Genomic DNA, 22,701 nt, shown 5'->3' with positions numbered 1-22,701 from the left:
GCCGTGGCGGGCCGAATGGGGAAAGGCGTGATGGTTGTTGTGCCAGCCCTCGCCGAAGCTCAGGATCGCCACCCACCAGCAGTTGCGGGAGAGGTCGGGGCAGTCGAAGTTGCGGTATCCGCAGAAGTGGGTGGCGGAATTCACCAGCCAGGTGACGTGGTACACGATCACCAGGCGCAGGGGGATTGCCCAGAGCACCAGGCCCAGGCCGCCGCCATGGACGCCGGCCAGTTCTCCATACCAGAAGAGGGCTGCCCCCAGGGGCAGTTGCAGCAGTAGGAACCAGCGGTCTAGCCAGCGATAGAAGGGGTCGCGCTGCAGGTCGCCGGTGAGCCGCTCCACGTGCTGCAGGGCCGGAATCTCGTGCAGCATCCAGGCGCTGTGGGCCCACCACAGGCCCCGGGCCGCATCGTGGTGGTCGTTGGGCTGGTCGGAATACTTGTGGTGGTGGCGGTGCAGCCCCACCCACTCGATCGGGCCGCTCTGGCAGGCCAGGGCCCCCATCAGCACCAGGATGCGCTCCAGCCAGCGGGGGGCAGTGAAGCTGCGGTGGGTGACCAGCCGGTGCAACCCCAGGGTGACGCCCAGCACGGTGGTCCAGTAGAGAACGGCCAGCACCAGCACGGCCTGCCAGCTCCAGAACCGGGGCAGCAGGGCAAAGACGGCCCCCACGTGCATCGCCAACATGAAGCTGGTGGTGCCGCCCTTGAACTTGCGCTGGCGGGCCGGTAGGGGCTCGCGCCTGGCGGCCAGCGCTGTGCGGATGCGTCGCTCCTCCTGGCTGCTGGGGCTATCAACCCTGAGCATCTGGGGTTGAAGGCCTTTATTGCTGGCCGGATCTGAACTGAGAACCAACGAACTCTCCCGGTGGTGGATGCCGGGCAGGGCCATGGCAGCGGCGCAAATCTAGCCGTGGCTCGCCCGCCAACATGGGGCCTGCCCAGGTAGATCCCATGACTGATTCCGCCGGCTCAGCGCAAGGGATTGCGGCCCAGCGCATCGGGGCTGCGGTGGCGGCTACGGCCGCAGCAGCCGACAGGCACACCAGCGGGGTGCAATCCCGAATGGAGCGGGTGCTGAATGCATTTGCGGCCGAGCGGGTGGGCGTGCAGCACTTCGCCTCGGTGAGCGGCTACGGCCATGGCGACCAGGGACGCGAGGTGCTCGACCGGGTGGTGGCCCGGGTGCTGCAGGCGGAGGCGGCAGCGGTGCGGCTCCAGTTCGTCAGTGGTACCCACGCGATTGCGGCGGCACTGTTTGGCGTGCTGCGGCCGGGTGATCGGCTGCTGGCCCTCACCGGTCGCCCCTACGACACCCTCGAGGAGGTGATCGGCATCCGCGGCACGGGCCAGGGCTCCCTGGCGGAATTCGGCATTGCCTACGCCGAACTGGCACTCAGCGCCGCCGGCCGGGTGGACCTCGCAGGCCTGGAGGCCGCCCTGGCGGTGCCCACCCGCCTGGTGCTGATCCAGCGCAGCTGCGGCTACAGCTGGCGGCCTTCGATCTCGGTGGCCGAGATCGGGGATCTCTGCGCCCGGGTGAAGGCGATCCAGCCCGACTGCATCTGTTTTGTCGACAACTGCTACGGCGAGCTGGTGGAAACCCGGGAGCCAACGGCGGTGGGGGCCGACCTGATCGCCGGTTCCCTGATCAAGAACCTCGGCGGCACCATCGCCCCAACCGGCGGCTACGTGGCGGGGCGGGCCGAGCTGGTGGAGCAGGCCTGCTGTCGCCTCACGGCCCCCGGCATCGGCAGTGAAGGGGGCACCAGCTTCGACCTAAATCGCCTGCTGTTTCAGGGCCTGTTCCTGGCCCCCCAGATGGTGGCTGAAGCCCTGATCTGCAGCGAGTTGGTGGCCCAGGTGTTCAGCGATCTCGGCTTTGCCGTAAACCCCCTGCCTGGCGCAGAGCGCAGCGATGTGATTCAGGCGGTGCGGCTGGGGGATCCAGAACGGCTCAAAACTGTCTGCCGGGCCTTTCAGGCCGCCTCGCCGGTGGGTGCCTATCTCGATCCGGTGCCAGCGCCGATGCCTGGTTACGCCAGCGAGCTGGTGATGGCGGGCGGCACCTTCATCGATGGCAGCACCAGTGAGTTCTCCGCCGATGCCCCCCTGCGGGAGCCCTATGTGTTGTTCGCCCAGGGCGGCAGCCACCGGGCCCATGCCCGGATCGCCCTGGAGCGGGCTTTGCTGGCGCTGGCCACAGCCGGCCTGGATCGGACAGACTGAGCCGACTTTCTTAATTAGCGATGGCGCTCACCTTCCCCGGCGATTGCCGCTACGCCGACAGCCACGAGTACGTGCGCCCGGAGGGCGAGCGGCTGCGGCTGGGCCTGAGTGCCTTTGCCGTCGACCAGCTCGGCGACATTGTGTTTGTGGAACTGCCCGAGGTGGGTGCCACGGTCCAGCAGGGGGCCAGCTTCGGCAGTGTGGAATCGGTGAAGGCGGTGGAAGACCTACTGGCGCCCGTGGGCGGGGTGGTGCTAGCCCGTAATGAGGCCGTGCTGGCCAGCCCCGAGGAGCTGCAGCAGGATCCCTATGGCGAGGGCTGGCTACTGCTGCTGCAGCCGGCCGATCCGGCCCAGCTCGAGGGCCTGATGGATGCCCAGGCCTACGGCGCCAAGGTTCAGGGAGCCTGATGGAGACTTCGCCCGCAACCTTTGAGAGCCGCCACATCGGCCCCTCGGCTGAGGACCAGCGCCGCATGCTGGCCGAGGTGGGTGCGGCCAGCCTCGAAGACCTAGCAGCCCAGATTGTGCCGGCCGACATCTTGCTGCCCCCCGGGGAGGCCTTGGTGGGTTTGCCCGAGCCCTGCAGTGAGGCCCAGGCCCTGGCTGAACTGGCAGCTATCGCAGGCCACAACCAGGTGGTGCGCAGCTTGATTGGCCAGGGTTACTACGGCACGGCCACCCCGGCGGTGATCCAGCGTCACGTCTTTGAAAATCCTGCTTGGTATACGGCCTACACCCCCTATCAGGCTGAAATCGCCCAGGGCCGGCTTGAGGCCCTGCTCAATTTCCAGACCCTGATCTGCGAGTTGACAGGGCTGCCGATTGCCAATGCCTCCCTGCTCGATGAGGCCACCGCTGCGGCAGAGGCCATGGCCCTGGCCCGGTCGGTCTGCAAGCGGCCCCGGGCCCTGCGTTTTTTGGTGGATCAGGCCGTCTTCCCCCAAACCCTGGCCGTACTTCAGACCCGCGCTGAGCCTCTGGGCATCGAATTGGAGTTGATCGATGCCCAGGCGCTTGCGGGGTCCGGGCCTGGGGCTGCAGCCCCAACCCTGGCTGGGGACGTTTTTGGGATGTTGTTGCAGCTGCCGGGAGCCGGGGGAGGCCTGTGGGATCCGTCTCCCCTGCTGGCCGCGGCGCGGCTGGCCGGCGTGATCACGGCCGTGGCCATTGATCCGATGGCCCAGGTGTTGCTGGCGCCGGTGGGTGAACTGGGTGCGGATATTGCCGTGGGCAGTGCCCAACGCCTTGGGGTGCCCATGGGTTTTGGCGGCCCCCATGCGGCATTTTTTGCCACCACCGCTGCCTTCAAGCGCCAGATCCCCGGGCGTCTGGTGGGCCAATCCCTAGATGCCGAGGGCCGACCTGCGCTGCGCTTGGCCCTGCAAACCAGGGAGCAGCACATCCGCCGCGACAAGGCCACCAGCAATATCTGTACGGCCCAGGTGCTTCTGGCGGTCATGGCCGGCTTCTATGCCGTGCACCACGGTCCGGACGGTTTGACGGCCATGGCCAGCCGCTTGGTGGGGCTGCGATCCGCCTTGGCCGCCGGCCTGGGGGCCCTGGGCCTGGCGCCGGAGGGCGAACCAGGTTTTGACACCCTCACCGTGCGCGCCCCCAATCCGGACGCCCTGGTGGCCCGCGCCTTGGCGGCTGGTTTCAATCTCCGCTCGGCCGGTGCGGCCGTGGGGATCAGTCTCGATGAGCTCAGTTCGCTCGAGGAGTTGCAAGCCTTGTTGGCGTCCCTGGCGGAAGGGGCCGACCAGGCTGCCCAGGCCCAGAACGCCTGTGTTGCAGCTCTGGCTCAGGCCAGTGTTGAGCAGGCCTGGTCAGGCCTGCCCCGGCGCAGGGCCCCCTGGCTCAGCCAGGCCGTGTTTCACCAATACCGCAGCGAAACCGAACTGCTCCGCTACATCCAGCGCCTGGTCAGCAAAGACCTGTCGCTAATCCACGGGATGATCCCCCTGGGCAGTTGCACCATGAAGCTCAATGCGGCGGCTGAACTGGCGCCCGTAAGTTGGCCAGCCTTTGGCCAGTTGCATCCCTTTGCTCCGCCTTCCCAGACCGCTGGTTACCAACAACTGGCCGCCCAACTCGAGGGCTGGTTGGCAGCGATCACCGGTTTTGCAGGCGTGTCGCTCCAACCGAATGCCGGTTCCCAGGGGGAATACGCCGGGCTGCTGGCCATCCGGGCCTGGCATCGCAGCCGCGGCGAAGGTCACCGCAAGGTGTGTTTGATACCGGTGAGCGCCCATGGCACCAACCCGGCCAGTGCGGTGATGGCGGGCATGCAGGTGGTGCCTGTCGCCTGCCAGGACGACGCCATTGATGAGGTGGACTTGGCCGCCAAGGTCAAGGCCCATGCCGGTGAGCTGGCAGCCTTGATGATCACCTACCCATCCACCCATGGGGTGTTTGAGGCCGATCTGCGCCAGGTCTGCGATTTGGTCCACGACCACGGAGGCCAGGTGTATCTCGATGGCGCCAACCTCAACGCCCAGGTGGGGCTCTGTAAGCCCGGCCTCTATGGGGCTGATGTCTGCCATCTCAACCTGCACAAGACCTTCTGCATCCCCCATGGCGGCGGTGGTCCGGGGGTGGGTCCGATCGCGGTGGCAAGCCACCTGATGCCCTTCCTGCCAGGCACGGATGGGGATGGGGATGCTCCCAACCAGGTGTCCGCAGCACCCCTGGGGAGCGCCAGCATCCTGCCGATCAGCTGGATGTATATCCGCATGATGGGTGGAAGTGGCTTGCGCACCGCCAGTCAGGTGGCCTTGCTGGCGGCCAATGTGATTGCCAAGCGCCTGGATCCCCACTTTCCGGTGCTGTTTTGGGGCGCCAATGGGTGGGTGGCCCACGAATGCATTCTCGATCTGCGCCCCCTCAAGCGCAGCATCGGCCTGGAGGTCGATGACCTGGCCAAACGGCTGATGGACTATGGCTTCCATGCCCCAACGGTGAGCTGGCCCGTGGCCGGCACGGTGATGGTGGAGCCCACCGAGAGTGAGTCGCTAGCCGAGCTGGATCGCTTCTGCGCCGCCATGGTGGCGATTCGCCAGGAGGCCGCGGCGATCGAGGCCGCCCAGGCCGACCCGCTCAACAACCCGCTCAAGCGGGCGCCCCACACCCTGGCCGCGGTGACCGCCGACGTCTGGGACCGTCCCTATTCCCGCCAGCAGGCAGCCTTTCCTGCCGGCGAAACCCAGCGGACCAATAAGTTCTGGCCGGCGGTGGCCAGAATCGACAATGCCTATGGCGACAGGAATTTGGTCTGCTCCTGCCCTTCGGTTGAGGAAATGGCCCAAGTGGTGGCGTAAGCCTGCTCAGGGGGCCTGGTCAGGGGGGCCCAGATGCCGCACACTGGGTTCAATCTGCTTCGCCTGGCAGACGCCAATTTTTTGTTGGGGGACCATGAAGGGCAATGACGGCGGGTCTGAAACTGGGGAGGGCAAAACCCTGAGAGTGGAGGGCACCAATGTGGTGCGCGTGCCCTTTGGGGTGCGCCGTTCCCGGCGCCCCCGCCCCAAGCGGCCCGACCACTGGGCCACCCTGGTGTTGCCCTTCCAGAGGCACACCGATCCAACCCCGCCGCCCCAGGCTGCTTGATCTAAACAGCCTGAATAAAGCTCCCTGATTTAGGCGGCGAGCAATTCCGGTTCGCGGTAGGGAATAAAGCTGGCCTTGCGGGCCCCGCAGATCGGGCATCGCCAGGAGTCGGGGATGGCTTCGAAGGCGGTGCCCGGGGCAATTCCGGAATCTGGATCGCCTACGGCTGGGTCGTAGATCATTGAGCACAACTTGCAGATCCATTTGCCGGCCACGGGGGTGGAGGCTTCCCCGGCCACTCCCTTGCCCTGCAGGGCTTCCAGGGCAATCCCGTAGCGCTCGGCGTGGTGCTGCTCAATTGGGGTGAGTAGGCCAAAGTTTTTGGCGGCGGTGCAGAAGATGCCGGCGTGTTGCTCGGATTCTTCCACCTGTTCCTGGAACTCAGCCGCGGCGCCGGAGTCTTGATCGGCGCGGGCCTGGGCGGCGAAATCCGGGTACATGGTGGTGTACTCATAGGTTTCGCCCTCGATCGCCAGCTCCAGGCAGCGGCTGAGCAGGGCCTGCTTTTGGTCTTCGCTGAGGCTCGCCGGATCGCTGATCACCAGCTCCGGGTGCAGCAGCCGGAAGTGGGCGAAGGCGTGCTCGGTTTCCTGGGCGGCGGTGTCGCGAAACAGCTTGGCCAACTCGCTATTGCCAACCTGCTTGGCCACCTCGGCAAAGAACAGGTATTTGCGGTTGGCCATGCTTTCGCCGCCAAAGGCGGCTTCCAGGTTGGCGGCGGTGCTGGGCTTGGCGATGTCCATGGCACGGAAGGGCAGCTCAACCAGTATGGGCTAAGTCGGACTCGGTATGAGTTGGCAGCGTGCGTGGCTGTTGGCGGCGTGCTTGGTCGTTGGGGTCAGTCTTCGGCCAGGGCACCGGCTTCTAGGGCCACGATGCGATCGGCAATATCCAGCACTTTGTTGTCGTGGGTCACCATCACAATTCCTGCTTGCTGCTCCTTGGCAAGGCGTTGGAACAGATCCACCACCTCCCTACCGGATTGGCGATCTAAGGCGGCGGTGGGTTCGTCGGCCAGCAACAACTTGGGCCCCGCTACCAGGGCCCTGGCAATGGCGACCCGTTGTTTTTGGCCGCCCGAAAGTTTGGCGGGGCCGTAATGGAGGCGATGGCCCAGGCCCACTTGCTCGAGCCCTTGCTGGCAACGTTTATCCATGGCGGAGCGACCCTGCCGCAGCCAGTCCGGCAGCACCTCCAAGCCAAGCCGGACGTTTTGGAGGGCTGAGAGGTAGGGCATCAGATTGTGGGCTTGAAAGATGAAGCCCACCTGGCGCCTCAACTGCGTCAGCTGTTGGCTTGACGCCTGCCTTAGCTCTTGGCCAAATATCCGCAAGCTGCCCTCTTGGGCTGCCCGTAGGGCTCCCACCATGGTTAGCAGGGTGGTTTTGCCTGAACCCGAGGGTCCAGTCAAGATCAAAATTTCCCCAGGATGGACGCTGAGGTTGATGTTGCGCAGCACCTGTTTGGGTTTTCCCGCCTCTTCAAACCAATGGTTTAGGCCTGTAATTTCCACGAGGGGTTTTTCCCCTGAGGTGGCCATCAAAAAACCTCGGCAGGATCAAGACGCCGCAGCTTCCCTGTGGCGAGCCATCCGGAGGCGCTGCACAGCACAAGGGTGAGGCAAAAAACAAACAGGGCCCGGCCCAGGGTCATGGCCACCAGGAGCCCTGTGGCACGCACCAGGACTTGATACAGCAGCATCGAAAGCAACACGCTGGGTAAGAAGGCCACGGTTGCCAGGAGCAGGGACTCTTGAAGAATGATCCCCACAACGAAGTTGTCGCCATAGCCGATGGCTTTCATGGTGGCGTACTCGCTGAGGTGATCGCCCACGTCTGAGTAGAGAATCTGGTAGACAATTATCGCCCCAACAGCTAGGCCGACAAGCACGCCCAGGTTGAAGATCAAGCCAAAGGAGGTGTTGCGCTGCCAATGGCTCATTTCACGCTCTTTGAGCTGTTTGATCGTCAGCACCTGGAGTGAGGGATCCAAAAACCTGGAGATCGTTGCCTGGACCTGGGCTTCATTGGCATCAGCACTGAGCTGGATCACGCCTAATTGGATGTCATCGTTGCTTTTTTCAGGGAAGTAGGTCTGAAAGTTGGCTGCAGACATGATCAGGTTGATGTCGGCGGCAAAGGTGAGTCCGAGTTTGAAGATCCCCACCACCTTGGCCTGTTGGCCGCGCAATTCAGTCAGATAGCTGTTGCCCGTCGCCAGGGTCTGCACGACCGATCCAGCTGCTTTTTTCGATGCTGAATCGAAGAAGAGGGTGTTTGGCTGCTTGAGCAGTGCTTTGTTTTGTTGGAGGATAGGCAGCTTCAGAGCCGGATTCTCCGGGGTGACCCCAAAGACAAGCGCTTGCTTACTCTGACGGGTATCTCTGTTGAGCCAGTCGGCTTTGCCGATATACAGAGGTGTGACACCAGCAACACCTTGAACCCCTCGGACCCGAGCGAGTTGGGCCCTGGAGAAATTGAGAGGTTCGCCCAGGTTGGTGTATCGCTTCGGGATGAGGACCAGTTGGCCACTGATTTGATCGATGGGCCGTTTTTGGCTGTCGTAGAGCGAACCGGATAGCCCGAGCTGGAAGAAGACCAGCACATTGGCGAAACTAACTCCAGCAATAGCTGCTAGAAGCCGGAGGGGGCGGTGGCTGAGTTGAAGCCAGGCCACAGGTGTGCGACTGCCCAGCAGGTTCATAACTGCGCCGGCCGCATCTGTCGCTGCGCTGCTGTTAGGGGCGCGAACAGCACATTCACTTGTAGGTAATTGACCCGACTGGCTTTTGCCATCTCGTTTTCGGGCAGGGCGATCTTGACTTCGACAACCCGGCGGTCAACGTTTTCACCCGACTCCCCACTAAATACACTTTGGCGGCTGATCTGGCGGGAAATTTCTGTGACGCGGCCTCGGCCGGTCTTGCCTGGGAATCCATCGGCAGTGATGGTTGCCTCCTGGCCCATACGTATTTCTGGTAGGTCCGTTTGATAAACCTCAGCGATCACCCCCATTTGTTTTGTGTTTCCCATCTCGACAAGCCCTGAGTCTCCAACTTTGTCGCCGGCGCGCGCATTGATTTTGAAGATAGTTCCGGCATAGGGTGCCCGTATGGTGGCCTTGGCAAGTTCACTGCGGTCTTTCGCCAGGCTGGCCCGGCTCTCGACAAGTTCGGCATCCAGGGTTGCCCGATCGGCGATTGCCTGCTCGAGCTGGGCGCTGGCGCTCTCGGCTTCTGCTACTTGAGCCTCCATTCTGTTTGCGCTGGTGGCTCCAGAGGCAAACAACTCCCGGGCTCGGCGTGCTTCCGCCTCGGCCTGGCCCAGGTCGGCGCGGTAGCGCCGGATCACGCTTTCCTGGGCTGAGAGTTTGCGTTGGGCAACCTGCAGGGAAGCCTCGGATTTACGCACCGTGGCACTGAGGGGATCAATGCTTTCGAGGATGGCCAGGGGTTGCCCGGCCTCGACGCGATCTCCCTCTTGAATCAGGATTTCACGGACGGGATCGTTGATCAGCGAGCTTGGAACGGAGACCTTGCTGATGCCTCCGAGGGGCTCAATGCGCCCGATGGCGGAAATCTGTCTAGGCAGGAGCGCCAGCTCAGATTGGGGCGGATTTTGGGAACCGTTACACCCGGCCAGAACTCCACCCGCCAATAGGAGGGAGAGCGATATGGACAAACGGCGACCCAAACCCATCCATGCCCTGGGCAGTGATCGAAGTATGGCCGAGGATGGAGCAGGCCCTACCCAGCGTGGCCTAGGAGGCCTGTCAGTAGTTGGCGCCGCTGCGGCGCTGGTGCACGGCCGTGCTGGCGCTGGCATCGAGGACGCCTCCCCGGATCACTTCGGCATAGAGCAGCCAGTGGTCGCCACATTCCATCCGCTGCCGCACCGTGGCCTCTAGCCAGGCGAGGGCCTCAGGCAGGATCGGTTGCCCCCCCGGGCTCTGCTCCAGGTTGAGGCCGGCGAAACGATCGGCGCCGGGGGCAAAGGGCTTGAGGAACTGCTTCATTGGTCCTGATTCGCGGCCGGCCGCCAGCACGTTGAGGGCGAAGTGATCGCCGCTGTGGAGCAGGGTCTCCACCGACCTGTCCTTCGCCACCGCCACGGTGAGCCCAGGGGGCGTGAAGCTGGCCTGGCTCACCCAGCTGGCCACCATGGCTCCGCCCAGGCGGCTCTGGCCCTCCCCTTTGCTGGTGGTGAGCACGCAGAGGGAGCCCACCACCCGGCCCAGGGCCTGCACGGCCGGGTTGCTGCGGCTGTCGCTGAGGCCGCCTGCCGCACTGCGCTTCAGGCTCTGCCGTTGCTCGTTGAGCAGGCGGCGGCCCAGGGCGGTGCCCGTTTCCTCGATGGCTTTGAGGCTGGCCGCATCGGGGCTGAACTTCACCTTGATCGGATCAAAGGCGAACTGGAAGCCGCCATCACGCAGCTTGCTCTCGAGCAGATCGAGGGCTTCGCCGCTCCAGCCGAAACTGCCGAAGACCCCCACCGGTTTGGCCCGGTCGCCTTCGGCCAGCACCGTGCCCAGGGCCGAAACAATCGGGGTGGGGGCATGGCCGCCCAGGGTGGGCGAGCCGATCAGGATCGCGTCACAGCTGCGGATCGCGGCGAGCAGCTGGTCGGGCTCACTGAATTCGCAATTGATGCTCTCCACCCGCACGCCGGTGCGAGCCACCCCTTGGGCCAGCCCATCGGCGATCGCGGCGGTGTTCCCGTAGGCGCTGGCGAACAGCAGGGCCACCGACAGGCGCGAGCGCTCCTGGGTTGCGCCCCAGCGGTGGTAGTCCCGCAGCAGGCTGCGCCAGCTCTCGCTGATCGCTGGGCCATGGCCGGGGGCAATCGTGCGCAGGTCGAGCTCTTCGATGCGCTCAACCACCGCCTCCACCTGGCGGGCCATCGGTGCCATCAGGCAGTCGTAGAAGTAGCGGCGGTCTTCTTCGGTGCTGCTGCGGTTGGCCTCGGCGAAGCTCTCGCTGCAGAGGTGGGCGGCGAAGAACTTGCCGCTGATCAGCAGGCCGCCTGTTTCCTCGAAGACCATCAGACCATCGGGCCAGCGCGGGGTGGGTGTCGGGATCAGCCGCAGGGCGTGGCCATCGGCCAATCTGCTGCTGGTTTCCTGTTTGACCACCTCAATCGGCGGCAGGGGTGGGATCGGAACCTGGGCCAGCTCGCTGCCGGCGGGGCTGGGTTTCTGCTGGCTCCAGAGCTCCGCCAGCAGGCGGGCGCCGGGGTTGGAGCTCACCAGTTGCAGCTGGGGCCAGCGGCTCGCCAGCTGGCGCAGCAGGGCCACCCGGTTGGGGTTGACGTGGCCGACCACTACCTTCAAGGCTGCATTGGCGGGCACCAGGGTTGCCAGCTCGGCCAGGAAGGGCTCGGCAAAGGAGGCCCCGGGCGGGTGCACCAGCAAGGGCCCAGCGGTGAACAGGAAGCTGTTGGCAGTCGTGCCCCGCTCCAGGCCGTATTCCACCTCGAAACGCAGCCGGCTGGGGCTTAGCCCCTTGAGGCAGATCAGCCCCGGTTCCAGGGGCAGCTGGATGACGCGGCGCGCGCTGCTGGGGTCGGCAGGACTGCTCATCAGTAGTGGTTCCCCACTTTGCGGTGGTGCACGGCGGTGCTGGCCTCGGTGTCGGCCACGTTGCCCTGTTCCACCTCGGCGTAGATGATCCAGTGGTCGGGGCCTTCGAGCCGCTGCACCACGCGGCAGCCCAGGTAGGCCAGGGCATCACCGAGCACCGGTCCGCCGGTGGCGGCGCCCTCGAGGGTGCTCACCCCGGCGAAGCGGTCGGCGCCGGGCGGGAAGCGCTTGAGGAAATGGCGCAGCAGCTCCTGATGGTTGTCCTCCCGCAGGATGTTGAGCACGAAGCGATCGTCCACCTGCAGCAGGGCTTCGATCGCCCGGTCCTTGGCCACCGCCACCGTGAGGCCGGGGGGCTCGAAGCTGGCCTGACTCACCCAGCTGGCCACCATGGCCGAGCTGCGCGTCCCCTCGGCGGTCTCCTGCCGGGCCGTCACCACGTACAGCCCGCCGGCGAGGCGGCCGAGGGCCTTGTCGAGGTCGGCATCGAGGGCCTTCATCGCCGCGATGGTCTTTTCCTTGGTGAGCAGCTGGCCCAGGTCGGTGCCGGCCTCCTCGCAGCGCTGGTAGTCGCTGCCGCCCGGCACCTGGCGTACGCGCAGGGGTTCAAAGGCGGTTTTCTGGCCGAGGCTGCGCAGTTGGCTGGCGACCGTGTCGATCGGTTCATCGTCGCCGCCGAAGGCGTCGTAGCAGCCCACCCACTGCTTGGGTTTGAGGGCCGCCAGCAGGGTGCCGATCGAGGCCTGCAGCTCGGCATCGGCGCTGGCGGGCCAGGTGGGCACCACCACGGCGCTGGCCTCACCGATCAGGGCGGAGAGCTCCTGGGCGTCGCTGGCGCGCAGATCCACCAGCTGCACGGCGGCGCCGGCCTTGCCGATGCCGCGGGCGATCGCCTGGCTGAGCCGGTCGCAGAAGCCGTACTGGCTCACGTAGCAAACCGCCGCGTAGGCCTCGCCCGTGCTGCGCTCGCTGCTCCAAGTGCGGTAGTCATCGAGCCAGAGGCCAAGGTGGTGGCGCAGCAGGGGGCCGTGGCCCACGGCGATGGTGCTGATCGGCGGCAGGGCGTCCATGCGCTTGAGCGCCTGCAGCACGCTGCGGGCATTGGGGCCCATCAGGCAGTCGTAATAGAAGCGAAAATCGGGGGCGATGGCGCCGGGGTCGGTGTCGAACAGCTCCTCGGAGCAGTAGTGCAGGCCGAAGGCATCGCAGGTGTAGAGGGTGCCGCTGCCGTGGTCAAACGAAAAGATCGTGTCTGGCCAGTGCAGGTTCGGCGCGCTCAGGAACTCGAAGCGGTGTTGAACGCCGCTTGCGGGATTGGTGCCCAGATCGAGCTGCTCGCCGCTTTTAACAGCCCGGCTTTTGAAGGGCCGGTGCAGCTGGTCGGCCAGATAGGCGATCGCCACCTTGGAGGCCACGATCTCGAGCTCTGGGTTGAGGTCGAGCAGGTGGCCGATCAGGCCGGAGTGGTCTGGCTCGGTGTGGGAAACGATCAGGTGATCGATCGCTTTGGGGTCGATCTGTTCCTGGAGTAGGGGCAGCCAGGTGCTTGCAAATTTGAGATGGCTGGTGTCGATCAGGGCGGTGCGCTCGCCCCGCACCAGGAAGCTGTTGTAGGTGGTGCCGTTGCGCAGGCCGAATTCGATGTCAAAGCGGCTGCGGTCCCAGTCGAGTGAGCGGATCGCGGTGGTGTCTGGCCCGATTGGCTCGCACTGCAGGCTCAGGCGCGGAGTCGCGGAGACGGGGATGCCGCTGACCGTTGCGCTGGCTGTCATGGGACATCTGGCGATGGAAGCAACTCTAGGGAGGGCCGCCAACGCTCTGGTCAACTTTCGGTGCTCATGCGCCGCATGCGCTGGTGCTGTTGCTGCTGCCGTTCTGCCTGCAACGAGCGCTGCAGGGATTCGCAGCTGATCGCCAGTTCGCGGATCAGCGACTGCTCAAAGATCGGCGAGACGTCGAGCAGGTTGCCGAAGCCTGTGCGGCTGAACACCAGGGCGCTACAGCCATCCGGGCTGGCTACAAGCCTGGCCTGCGAGCCGCTCTTGGGCTCCCCGAAATAGTCGGCCAGCCCCACGATCGTGCCGCTGCCATGTTCGGCGATGGTTTTTGGCGCTGACCCCGGCACCAGGCTCTGGCGTTGCTCGCAGCTGCCAGCCAGAAGAATTAAAACCCCACCGGCAGGGCGCTCGACCGGATCTCCCTGGCGCCACTGCCGCAGGTTGCAGAGGCGATCTAGGCCCACTAGGGCGCCGGGTTCGAGGCGCTGGATCAGGGGCTGGTCGGCGATCGCGGCAAGGATCTCGATGCTCGCCAGCTGTTCACCCTCAAGAAAGCCCTTCAGCGTCTTGCTGGACGGCAGCCCGGTGCGGGGCGTTTGAAGTAGTCGTTCGGCCTGCCTGCTGTCCACCTGGCGCAGCACCATCAGGGCCCAGAGCGCCACGCTTGGGTCCGTATCCAGCCAGAGCCCCTCAAGCACCTCCGCCGCTTCCGGCAGGGGGGAGATGCTGGCTAATTGCGTTTCGATCCCATCGAGCCAGGCGGTGATCGCCGTGGTGGTGTCATCCTCACTGGCGAGGCAGGCCATCACGTTGGGTGAGAGGCTGCCCAGTAGGGCCAGGCAGGCTTCATCGGGTCGTTGCTCCCCTGGGGCAGTAAGGCCGCTGCGGATCAGGGCCACCAGGTCGGGGAGGAAACGGGCGATCTGGCGGTCGAGGCTGAGCACCAGCGGCGCGGCCAGGGGCAGCCGCCGGCTCAGTTCGGCCAGGCTCTCCCTGCGGGCCATGGCCTGGTTCACGAGCTGCAATCGCTGGCTGAGCTGCCGTTCGCTGAATTGGGATCCGGGGCCGAATTCGTTCAGCAGCTGGGCCCAGCTGTCGTCATCGAGACCACTCTCGATCTGGATGCGGTTGAGCCGCCCGCGGCCGTAGGCATCGAGGCGATCGAGGTGCAGCACCGTGGATCCGCTCAGCAGCAGCAGATCTTCGATCTCCTGGGCGGCAGCGTTGCGGCAGAGGCTCAGGCCGGCCAGATCCTCGGGGCTCAGGCTGGTTAGCCGTGGGTCCTCGCTGGTGAGGATCTCCAGGGAGCTTTGGTGGTCGGCATCAGTGAGCCTCAGGCTGGTGCGCAGGTCGACCAGGGTCTTGAGGGAGGCGGTGCGATCCAGGCGCCCCGAGCTGAGCAGATCCCGCAGCACATCGCGATAGATGCTCTGGCGCTGGGATGTTTCCTGCACCGGCAGGGCGTTGGCCAGCACGAACACCTCACCCGGGCTGAGATCCTCCAGTTGGCGCCCGGCCAGGAGGGGTTGTAATTTCGCCCCGAGCTTGGCCAGGCGTTTGCGCAGGCTGGTGCTGGTGTTCTCCCGTTCGTAGAGGCTGCGGTCGCGATCCCAGCTGCGATAGAGCCAAACGGAGCTGATCGCCACTATGAGCAGCTGCAGCTCCACCCACCCCAGGCTGTCGCCGCTGTCAAACAAATTTCGCTTGAAGTAAAAGTAGATGTTGATTGCCGCGAAGGTGGCCAGCAGCCGGGTGCGGTGGATCGCCCGTTCCTTTGCCAGCTCAGGGGCGGCGGCCCGGAGCTGGTGTCGTTGCAGCCGTTCGATCTGGTGGAACAGCCGTTCCGATGCCACACCCCCCGCGCTGAGCAGGGCCGGGATGGCCAGGATCCGCGGCAGCTGGGGCCAGCCTGCCGGCAGCAGTGATTGCCAGGCCATGGCCGCCAGGCGGCCGTCGTAGGTGAACAGATTGCTCGTCAGGTAATCGATTCCATGGTCGCTGGCCCCGGCCGGGGCGTAGCTCTGGATCAGCAGAAAGAACGCCAGGATTAGGCCTGGATAGGAGTACCAGGCCCAGGCCATGCCCCGCTTGCCGCTCAGGCTCTGCCAGTAGGTGCGTTCGGCGTCGATGTCGAAGCAGGGTTTGGCGCAGGCCACGCAGGTGCTGATGTCCTGGCCCTGGGCTCCAACCGTGCGGCACATCGACTGGGTCGTCTTGCTGCTGCCGCCGAGGTGGGCCTGGGAGCTGAGCAGGCTGCGGGGTCCGCTGAGGATCTGCTGGGCCGGAGCGAACGGACAGAGGTATTGGCAGAAGGTTTTGCCGCCGTAGGCCCAGCCGCTGATCAGGGCGGCCAGTAGGGAGGCAGCAAACAGCAGGGCCAGGACCAGTCCGTTGCTGTTGGCTATCAGCAGCCGCAGGCTCAGGCCGGCGATCAGCAGACCCCACTGCAGCTGGATGTGGTGGCGTGCGAGCCAGGACGACTCCGAGACGGCCGCCACCTGGGGTTTGCCGGCGCGGTTCAGCACCGTGCGCTGCCAGCCCAGGGCCCGGAACAGCTGGGAGACAAATGACAGCGGGCAGATGCGCCGCCACAGTTCATGGCTGAGGTACACCACCAGGATCACCAGCGGCAGGCCGATATTCCAGAAGAGGTCGTTGCCGATGCCGGGACGGCAGATGGTCGACTCCCGGCAGACGGTGGAGCCGTAGGCGGGGCCCAGTTCCGGCTTCAGCAACAGGGCGATCAGGCCAAGCCAGGCGAGCAGTAGGCCCCAGCGGGCGAGGCGAGCCTGTCGCTCAGGCCAACGGTTGAACCAGGAGATCAAGGCAGCTCCGAGGCGATGGACAGCAGTGTTGCGTCCATTTGGCTTACCGGTTCTAGGTCCATCGTCTGCCAGACCGATTCCGTTTCACCCTGACTTGGTTTCATCCTGCTTTGGTTGGTGGGATTGGCAACCCGCTGAGCGGCTTCAGCACCACCATTTGTCGAAGCCAGCATTGCAAAAAAAAGCCCGGCGCTGGGCCGGGCCTGGGAGGGTTCTCTTCTCTCTCGTGTCTCCTGACGGGTGTGGCGCTCAGCTTTCCACCTGCACTTGCACCGTGGTCATCGTTTGGGCCTTGGGAGCGGTGACGCTGAGCACGCCGTCGCGGTAGTGGGCTTCGAGGCCATCGCGGTTGATGCCGCTGGGGAAGCGGAAGCTGCGGCTCCAGGTGCCGTAGCGGATCTCGCTGATCAGGGCGGCGGGCTCGCCGGCCTCGACGCCAGAGCGCCGCTCAGCGCTGATCACCAGGGTGCGGTCGGTGGCCTTGACGTCGATGGAGCCTTTGTCGACACCTGGGAGTTCCAGGGCGATCGTGTAGGCCTCGGGTGTTTCATGCACTTCGGCGGCGGGAACTCGCTCAGCCTTTTGCGTTTCGGCGCTGTGCAGTTGCTGCTCGAGCTTCTTGAATAGATCGGATTCGAGCAGGTCGCCGCGGATCAGATCGAAGGGGGATTGGCGCAGGGTAAGCATCGGAAGGTCTCCGGGACTCCATCAATCTGCAGGCGCCGCCCAGTAGCCAACAGGGTGCAGACCGCCCTTGGCGGTACGGCCCCCACGGCTTGGTTCGGCATTCACACCCAAGAGCCACCAGCTGCTGAAGCGGGCGGCCTGGCCGCAGGGCCGACCGGTGCCATCGCGCAGGCTCCAGAGGCAAGCGCCTTCGATCGCGAAGCGGCGGCCGCTGCTGTCGATGCGGATGCCCCGGTAGCCCCTGAGGCATTGGTGGGCCTGGGCGGCCAGCAGGGCCTGGCGGCGGCTGGCCCGCTCGGCCGGCTCGGCGGTGAGCCGCGAGGGCATTCCCACCATCGCCTCCCAGGGCCGTCGCCACAGGCGCAGGGCGGCGCGGTTGGCGTAGATCAAGCGGGGGCCCGGCTCGCTGCTGGGATCGGCGCCGTCGTGGGCCAACACCACCACCTCGGCGGCGAACAGCTCCTGGGCGATCAGCCCGGGGGAGGCATCGGCGGCCAGGCCGGCGAGCAGGGGCGTGGCGAAGGCCTGCTGGTGGCTGCTCAGCAGCTGGCCGGCCAGGGCCTGGGCTTCTGGGCTCAGCCAGGGGGGCGGGCCCAGCCAGTCAGCTGTCATCGCCGTTGACCGGCCCCATGGCCTTGGCCATGGCCAGGGCGGCCAGCTGCTGGCCGTGGGCCTGGAGGTGCTCGAGGAAGTGCTGGTTGGCTTCGGGGAAGCGGGGTTCTTCTGCCAGGGGCAGGGGCCCGGCGGTATCGAGGCCCGTGTCGCCCTCGAGGGCTGGTGTGATCACCACCAGATCCGAATCGAGGGCTGCGTCGTAGCGCCACCAGCGGTTTGGGTTCTTGATGGCGGGATGCACCGGGTGGGGAGCGGCCTCGGCGACTGGCTGCGAGCCCTTGGCGGCGGCAGCCTTTTTAGCCTGCCGTGCCAAGGCCCGGCGGCGGCGTTTGGCCAGGTCGGCCAGCAGCTGACCCCTGGTGCGGCCACGCATCTGGAACAGCACAAAGGGGTCTTCGCTGAAGCGATCTCCCATCAAATAGAAGACGGCGCTGACGTGCTTGCAGGGGTTGGCTTTGTCGGGGCAGCTGCACTCGCTGCGCACCTCCTGCAACTTGAATGGAAACAGGCGCTTGCCGCTGGCGGCGAAGGCCCGTTCGATGTCCTGGGGCATGACGCCGGCCAGCAGCTGGGCCGACCAGCGGGCCTTCTGGGTGAGGGCATCGAGCACGTAGCCCCAGTCGTCGTCGCTGAGCACATCGAGCCAGAGCTTCACCTTGTAGGGCTCCTCGCCGCTGCCCTGCACCCGGGCATGCACCCGGCGGCCCTCGAATCGAATTGAGGTGACATTGCCGCTGCGGGCGTACTCCCAGGCCCGCTCCAGTCGCTTCTTGAAGCGGTAGCCGTTGATCAGCTCCATCCACTGCTCCACCCACCAGGGCTGCTGGGCCAGGCCCTGGTCGCCGAGCTGGGTGTTGATGGCGCTGGCGTAGGTGGTGGGGGTGAGGGTCATGGGAAGGGGATGCCGACGCGTTCGATGTGTTCTCGCAGGGGGGCGTAGCGGAGCGATTCCCAGTGAGTCACATCAAAGAGATAGGGGGTGGGCAGTTGGTCGAGGGCTTCGCGCAGGGCGGCGCTGCAATCCTCGTCGGAGCTGTAGGCCAGATCGATGTCGGAACCGGCCCAATGCTTGCCCATGGCCCGTGAGCCATAGAGCTTCAGCCAGTGGATCTGGGGGAAGCGCTTCAGGCAGGAGCGGATATCAGCCACTGTGCGCTCGGGGATGCCGTGGTTGGTGGAGGCAGGGGCAGAGCTGGTGGTTGGCGCACTCATGGGGCATCCATAGCTTCAATCCTCCTCGCTGAGGGTGACCAGATCTTTGAGCTGGCCCACATCGAAGCCGCCCAGCCAATCTTCGCCGGAGCCGACGATGTCTTCGGCCAGCTTGGATTTTTCCTTGATCATCCGGTCGATCCTTTCTTCCACCGAACCGCTGGTGATGAACTTGTGCACCAGCACCCGGTTTTGTTGGCCGATGCGGTAGGCGCGGTCGGTGGCCTGGTTTTCCACGGCCGGGTTCCACCAGCGGTCGATGTGGAACACGTGGCTGGCGCGGGTGAGGTTGAGGCCGACGCCGCCGGCCTTGAGCGACAGCAGAAATAGCTGGGGGCCTCGTGGGTCGTCCTGGAAGCGATCGACCATGGCCTGGCGCTCGGTTTTGCTGGTGTTGCCATACAGGAACGGCACCTCCTGGCGCCACTTGCGCTGCAGGTGGGCCTGGAGCAGCAGGCCCCATTCGGCGAACTGGGTGAACAGCAACGCCCGATCGCCCGCCTCGATCACCTCCTCGAGGATCTCCTCGAGTCGCTGCAGCTTGGCGCTGCGATTGCTGAAGCTGCCGTTGCCGCCGGCGAGCACGGTGTCGGCTTTTTCCTTGAGGGCCAGGGCCGGGTGGTTGCAGATCTGTTTGAGCTTGGTGAGCAGGGCCAGCACCTGGCCGTGCTTCTGGCCCAGGGGGGCCCGGGCGATCGCATCGAGGCTCTCTTCGACTGTTTTGTTGTAGAGCTTTTTCTGCTCTGGAGCCAGGCCCACCCACTCGTTGAGCTCCACCTTCTCCGGCAGGTCGGAGATGATCGACTTGTCGGTTTTGAGCCGCCGCAGGATGAAGGGCCCCACCCGGGCCTTGAGATCGCGCATCGAGGCCATGTCGCCGTAGCGCTCGATCGGCAGCCGGTAGCGCTGGCGGAAGAAGGGCTCATCGCCGAGCACCTTGGGGTTGAGGAAGTCCATCAGGGCCCACAGCTCGCTGACCCGGTTTTCCACAGGCGTGCCCGTCAGGGCAATCCGGAAACGGCTGCCCCCCTTGCTGAACCGGCTGGGGCGGGCCAGGTCCCGGGCCGCTTGGCTCTGCTTGGCGCTGGGATTTTTGATCGCCTGGGCTTCGTCGATCACCATCCCCTGCCAGTCGATGCTTTCGAGCAGTTCGCTGTCTCGCTGCAGCAGGCCATAGCTTGTGAGCACCAGATCGACGCCCTTGAGGGCTTTCTTGAGGGCCTCGGGGCTGCTCGGCCGGCGCGGGCCGTAGTGCTCCTTCACCCCCAGCTCCGGCGTGAAGCCATGGGCTTCCCGTTTCCAGTTGGTGAGCACCGAGGTGGGTGCCACCAGCAGCACCGGGCGCTTGAGTTCGTCTTCGGCCTTGAGGTGCTGCAGGAAGGCCAGCAGCTGGATCGTTTTGCCCAGGCCCATGTCGTCGGCCAGGCAGGCGCCCTGGTCGAAGCGGTGCAGGAAGGCCAGCCAGCCCAGGCCCCGCTCCTGGTACGGCCGCAGCTGGCCGGAGAAGCCAGGTGGGGCCGGCAGGGGGTCGGGGGCCTTCTGCTGGTGGTATTGCTCCAGCACCGCCTGCAGCCGGGGGCCAGCATCGAAGTGGTGGGCGGGCAGCCGGTGGAAGGTGTCGCCTTCGCTGGCGGTGAGCCGCAGGGCGTCGTCGAGGCTGAGGCCCGGATCGGCAACGCTGAATTTCTGGGCGTTCTTGAGATCGAGGGGCCGCAGCTCGATCCAGGCCCCCTTGTGCTGCACCAGCGGGCTTCGTTTGGCCTGCAGGCGCTCCAGGTCGCGCAGGGTCAAGGTGACCCCGCCGATCATGAATTCCCATTCCCAGGTGAGCGTTTCGCCCAGGGTGAAGCCGCGCGATTTCTCCGGCAGCTCGGCCTTGATCGACAGGCCCAGCCGGCTGGCCAGGCCCCCGGAGAGGCTGGCGGGCAGCACCACGCCCACGCCCACATCCCGCAGCTGGTGGGCGCCGGTGCGCACCAGCACAAACGCCTCGGCCGGGGTGAGCTGCATCGCCTCCGGGGTGGCCGAATCCAGGCCCCGCTCGATCGGCTCAAACACGGTGAGGGCCCGGCCCATGCCCTCGAGCAGCAGCTCGCTCGGTTGGGGCACGGCAATCTCCCCCATCTGCAGGCCCCGATCGCCCGCCGCCCACACGGCCGCGGCCGGCACCCGCAGGCTGGGGTCGGCTTCGGCCTGGAGCCCGAAGCGCAGCTCCCAGAGCTCCTCGCCCTCGGCTGGGGTGAACAGTTCCAGACAGGTGCGGGCCGGCTCCACCTTGCCCGCCACGCCCTCTCGCCAGTGGTGGGTGGCGATGCTGAGCCGCTCGAGCTCCTCTTCGTTCAGATTGAGGCTGCCATCGCCCTTGCCCAGGGCCTTCTGCCAGGCCGCCAGCAGGGGATCGAGCCCGCTTGCGCTGGGGCTGAAGCCCGCCCGCAGCTGGCCATCGAGCAGGGCCTCGAGCAGGCTGGCCACCCGCAGGCGGCCGCTGCCGGGGCGGCGACAGGCCAGGGAGGGATCGCCCAGGGGGCCGGCGGCCAGGGCGCAGGTTGCGACCTGGGGCAGGCCGCTGGCCAGGTCTTCGAGGCGGCGGCGGTCGTCTTCCCGGTTGAGCAGGGGCAGCCAGCGGGCCTTGCCCTCTTCGAGCTGGGGCAACCAGCGCCCCCTAGCTATCAGGCTCAGGGCCCAGCGCTGCAGGTGGCTCCACCAGCGCAGCTCATCGGCCATCTCCGGGTGCTCGCCGGCCAGGGGCAGCTGGCTGAGCCATTCGCCCGCGTTGGCCGAATCCAGGGCCCAGCCCTGCACCTGCCAGGGCCACCACTCCAGTTGCTTGGGGATCGGTTCACCGGCCTGGAGCGGCAGGCCGCTCCAGCTGCTGGCGCTGGTGCGGCGCCCCTTGGCGGCCTGGCTGCGGCTGGGCAGGCTCAGGGTGGCGCTGGCTGGCCGCAGGGCCTCGCTCCAGAGGCCGTTGTCGTCGAGCCAGGTGGCCAGATCGTCTTCGTTGAGGGCCAGGGGGTGCTCGGGGGCCTCCAGCTTCGGCACCGCCGGCGTGGCCACCCGCCAGGTGTCGGCCCACAGGAATAGGCGACCACCCGAACCTTCGGGGGGAAACAGCCAGGTGGCGTGCAGCAGGCTCATGAACCCGGCCTTACGGCCGTCGGGCGGGCAGGAGGCGTGGGGCCAGGCGCTGCGCTGAATGCAGCACCAAGGTGCTGCCGATCAGCGGCAGCCAAAGCGGCAGCCACCCGCGGATCGGCACCATCATCACAGTTGATCGGGCGCCGGCCAATGTTGGGCGATTATGCCTGGTACAGGCTTCTTCTGCTCCCCCATGGCCGCTGCCCCCCGCCGTGCCTGCCCCCGCACTGGCGCCGAGATCCGCGCGGCCTTTCTCGACTTCTACGAGCAGCGGGGCCACCAGCCCATCGCCAGCGCCTCGCTGATTCCGGACGACCCCACGGTGTTGCTCACGATCGCCGGCATGCTGCCCTTCAAGCCGGTGTTTCTGGGCCAGCAGGAGCGGCCGGCGCCGCGGGCCACCAGCTCCCAGAAGTGCATCCGCACCAACGACATCGAGAACGTTGGTCGCACGGCGCGGCATCACACGTTCTTTGAGATGCTCGGCAACTTCTCCTTTGGCGATTATTTCAAGGAGCAGGCGATCACCTGGGCCTGGGAGCTCTCCACCGAGGTGTTCGGCCTCTCGCCCAACAACCTTGTGGTGAGCGTCTTCCGCGAAGACGACGAGGCAGGCGCAATCTGGCGCGATCTGGTGGGGGTGAACCCCAAGCGCATCATCCGCCTGGATGAGGCCGACAACTTCTGGGCCTCGGGCCCCACCGGTCCCTGCGGCCCCTGCTCGGAGATCTACTACGACTTCAAGCCTGAACTCGGCGACGACGGCATCGATCTGGAGGACGACTCGCGCTTCATCGAGTTCTACAACCTGGTGTTCATGCAGTACAACCGCGACGCCGGCGGCACCCTCACCCCCTTGGCGGCCCGCAACATCGACACCGGCCTGGGCCTCGAGCGCATGGCCCAGATCCTGCAGGGCGTGCCGAACAACTACGAAACCGACCTAATCTACCCACTGATTGAAACGGCGGCCCAGCTGGCGGGGGTCGACTACAGGGCTCTCGACGCCAAGGGCAAAACCAGCCTCAAGGTGATC

Annotated in this window: 18 protein-coding genes; 5 read left to right on the top strand and 13 right to left on the bottom strand. The window is 66.0% G+C overall.

Annotated elements, in window-relative coordinates:
- Positions 1–807 (bottom strand): fatty acid desaturase (locus KBZ15_RS03105; RefSeq protein WP_255013249.1); only part of this gene is annotated, 807 nt, incomplete at its 3' end.
- Positions 808–953: 146 nt separating this feature from the next.
- Here KBZ15_RS03105 and KBZ15_RS03100 point away from each other — a divergent pair.
- The 4 genes from KBZ15_RS03100 (at position 954) to KBZ15_RS03085 (ending at position 5,836) form a co-directional block, all read left to right on the top strand.
- Entirely contained in the window at positions 954–2,228 is a 1,275-nt protein-coding gene (locus KBZ15_RS03100; protein WP_255013245.1) for a methionine gamma-lyase family protein, read from the top strand.
- A 20-nt stretch (positions 2,229–2,248) separates the two neighbouring features.
- Positions 2,249–2,638 (top strand): glycine cleavage system protein GcvH, encoded by a 390-nt coding sequence (gcvH, locus tag KBZ15_RS03095; protein WP_255013243.1) that lies wholly within the window; start codon positions 2,249–2,251, stop codon positions 2,636–2,638.
- Complete coding sequence (gene gcvP, locus KBZ15_RS03090; protein ID WP_255013241.1) at positions 2,638–5,547, top strand: aminomethyl-transferring glycine dehydrogenase; 2,910 nt, start codon at positions 2,638–2,640, stop codon at positions 5,545–5,547. The genes gcvH and gcvP overlap by 1 nt, the downstream gene beginning before the upstream one ends.
- A 94-nt stretch (positions 5,548–5,641) precedes the next feature.
- Positions 5,642–5,836: a hypothetical protein gene (locus KBZ15_RS03085; protein ID WP_197152372.1), complete on the top strand. Its 195-nt coding sequence runs from the start codon at positions 5,642–5,644 to the stop codon at positions 5,834–5,836.
- A gap of 29 nt (positions 5,837–5,865) precedes the next feature.
- On the opposite strand, the gene KBZ15_RS18405 is transcribed toward KBZ15_RS03085, so the two are convergent.
- From KBZ15_RS18405 to KBZ15_RS03020, 12 genes are all read right to left on the bottom strand, one after another.
- Positions 5,866–6,579 (bottom strand): rubrerythrin family protein, encoded by a 714-nt coding sequence (locus tag KBZ15_RS18405; RefSeq protein ID WP_261357408.1) that lies wholly within the window; start codon positions 6,577–6,579, stop codon positions 5,866–5,868.
- A 95-nt stretch (positions 6,580–6,674) separates the two neighbouring features.
- Entirely contained in the window at positions 6,675–7,376 is a 702-nt protein-coding gene (locus KBZ15_RS03070) for an ATP-binding cassette domain-containing protein (protein WP_255013239.1), read from the bottom strand.
- A complete protein-coding gene (devC, locus tag KBZ15_RS03065; protein ID WP_255013237.1) occupies positions 7,376–8,539 on the bottom strand; it encodes an ABC transporter permease DevC in 1,164 nt (387 codons plus the stop codon). Before devC ends, KBZ15_RS03070 begins: the two co-directional genes overlap by 1 nt.
- Positions 8,536–9,534, bottom strand: a complete 999-nt coding sequence (locus KBZ15_RS03060; protein ID WP_255013235.1) for an efflux RND transporter periplasmic adaptor subunit — start codon at positions 9,532–9,534, stop codon at positions 8,536–8,538. Before KBZ15_RS03060 ends, devC begins: the two co-directional genes overlap by 4 nt.
- Before the next feature lie 73 nt (positions 9,535–9,607).
- Entirely contained in the window at positions 9,608–11,413 is a 1,806-nt protein-coding gene (locus KBZ15_RS03055; protein ID WP_255013233.1) for a diflavin flavoprotein, read from the bottom strand.
- The gene (locus tag KBZ15_RS03050; RefSeq protein WP_255013232.1) at positions 11,413–13,185 is read right to left on the bottom strand and encodes a diflavin flavoprotein; all 1,773 of its coding nucleotides are present in this window, start codon (positions 13,183–13,185) and stop codon (positions 11,413–11,415) included. The genes KBZ15_RS03055 and KBZ15_RS03050 overlap by 1 nt, the downstream gene beginning before the upstream one ends.
- A gap of 50 nt (positions 13,186–13,235) precedes the next feature.
- On the bottom strand, positions 13,236–16,016 hold the full coding sequence (locus KBZ15_RS03045) for a cyclic nucleotide-binding protein (protein ID WP_255013229.1): 2,781 nt from the start codon (positions 16,014–16,016) through the stop codon (positions 13,236–13,238).
- Positions 16,017–16,265: 249 nt separating this feature from the next.
- The gene (locus tag KBZ15_RS03040; protein ID WP_255013227.1) at positions 16,266–16,703 is read right to left on the bottom strand and encodes an Hsp20/alpha crystallin family protein; all 438 of its coding nucleotides are present in this window, start codon (positions 16,701–16,703) and stop codon (positions 16,266–16,268) included.
- A gap of 21 nt (positions 16,704–16,724) precedes the next feature.
- Positions 16,725–17,315, bottom strand: coding sequence for an MEKHLA domain-containing protein (locus KBZ15_RS03035; protein WP_255013225.1), 591 nt, complete (start codon positions 17,313–17,315; stop codon positions 16,725–16,727).
- A complete protein-coding gene (locus KBZ15_RS03030; protein WP_255013223.1) occupies positions 17,305–18,210 on the bottom strand; it encodes an SWIM zinc finger family protein in 906 nt (301 codons plus the stop codon). Before KBZ15_RS03030 ends, KBZ15_RS03035 begins: the two co-directional genes overlap by 11 nt.
- A complete protein-coding gene (locus KBZ15_RS03025) occupies positions 18,207–18,530 on the bottom strand; it encodes a nucleotidyltransferase family protein (RefSeq protein WP_255013221.1) in 324 nt (107 codons plus the stop codon). The genes KBZ15_RS03030 and KBZ15_RS03025 overlap by 4 nt, the downstream gene beginning before the upstream one ends.
- A gap of 15 nt (positions 18,531–18,545) precedes the next feature.
- The gene (locus KBZ15_RS03020) at positions 18,546–21,665 is read right to left on the bottom strand and encodes a DEAD/DEAH box helicase (protein WP_255013219.1); all 3,120 of its coding nucleotides are present in this window, start codon (positions 21,663–21,665) and stop codon (positions 18,546–18,548) included.
- 193 nt (positions 21,666–21,858) lie between these two features.
- Between KBZ15_RS03020 and KBZ15_RS03015 the strand changes: the two genes are divergently transcribed.
- On the top strand, positions 21,859–22,701 hold an 843-nt coding region (locus KBZ15_RS03015), incomplete at its 3' end, for an alanine--tRNA ligase-related protein (protein WP_255013217.1).

Source organism: Cyanobium sp. BA20m-p-22 (assembly GCF_024346275.1).
Taxonomy (GTDB): Bacteria; Cyanobacteriota; Cyanobacteriia; order PCC-6307; family Cyanobiaceae; genus Cyanobium_A.
Note: the sequence above shows the minus strand (reverse complement) of the source record. Positions and strands in the feature narration are given on the sequence as shown.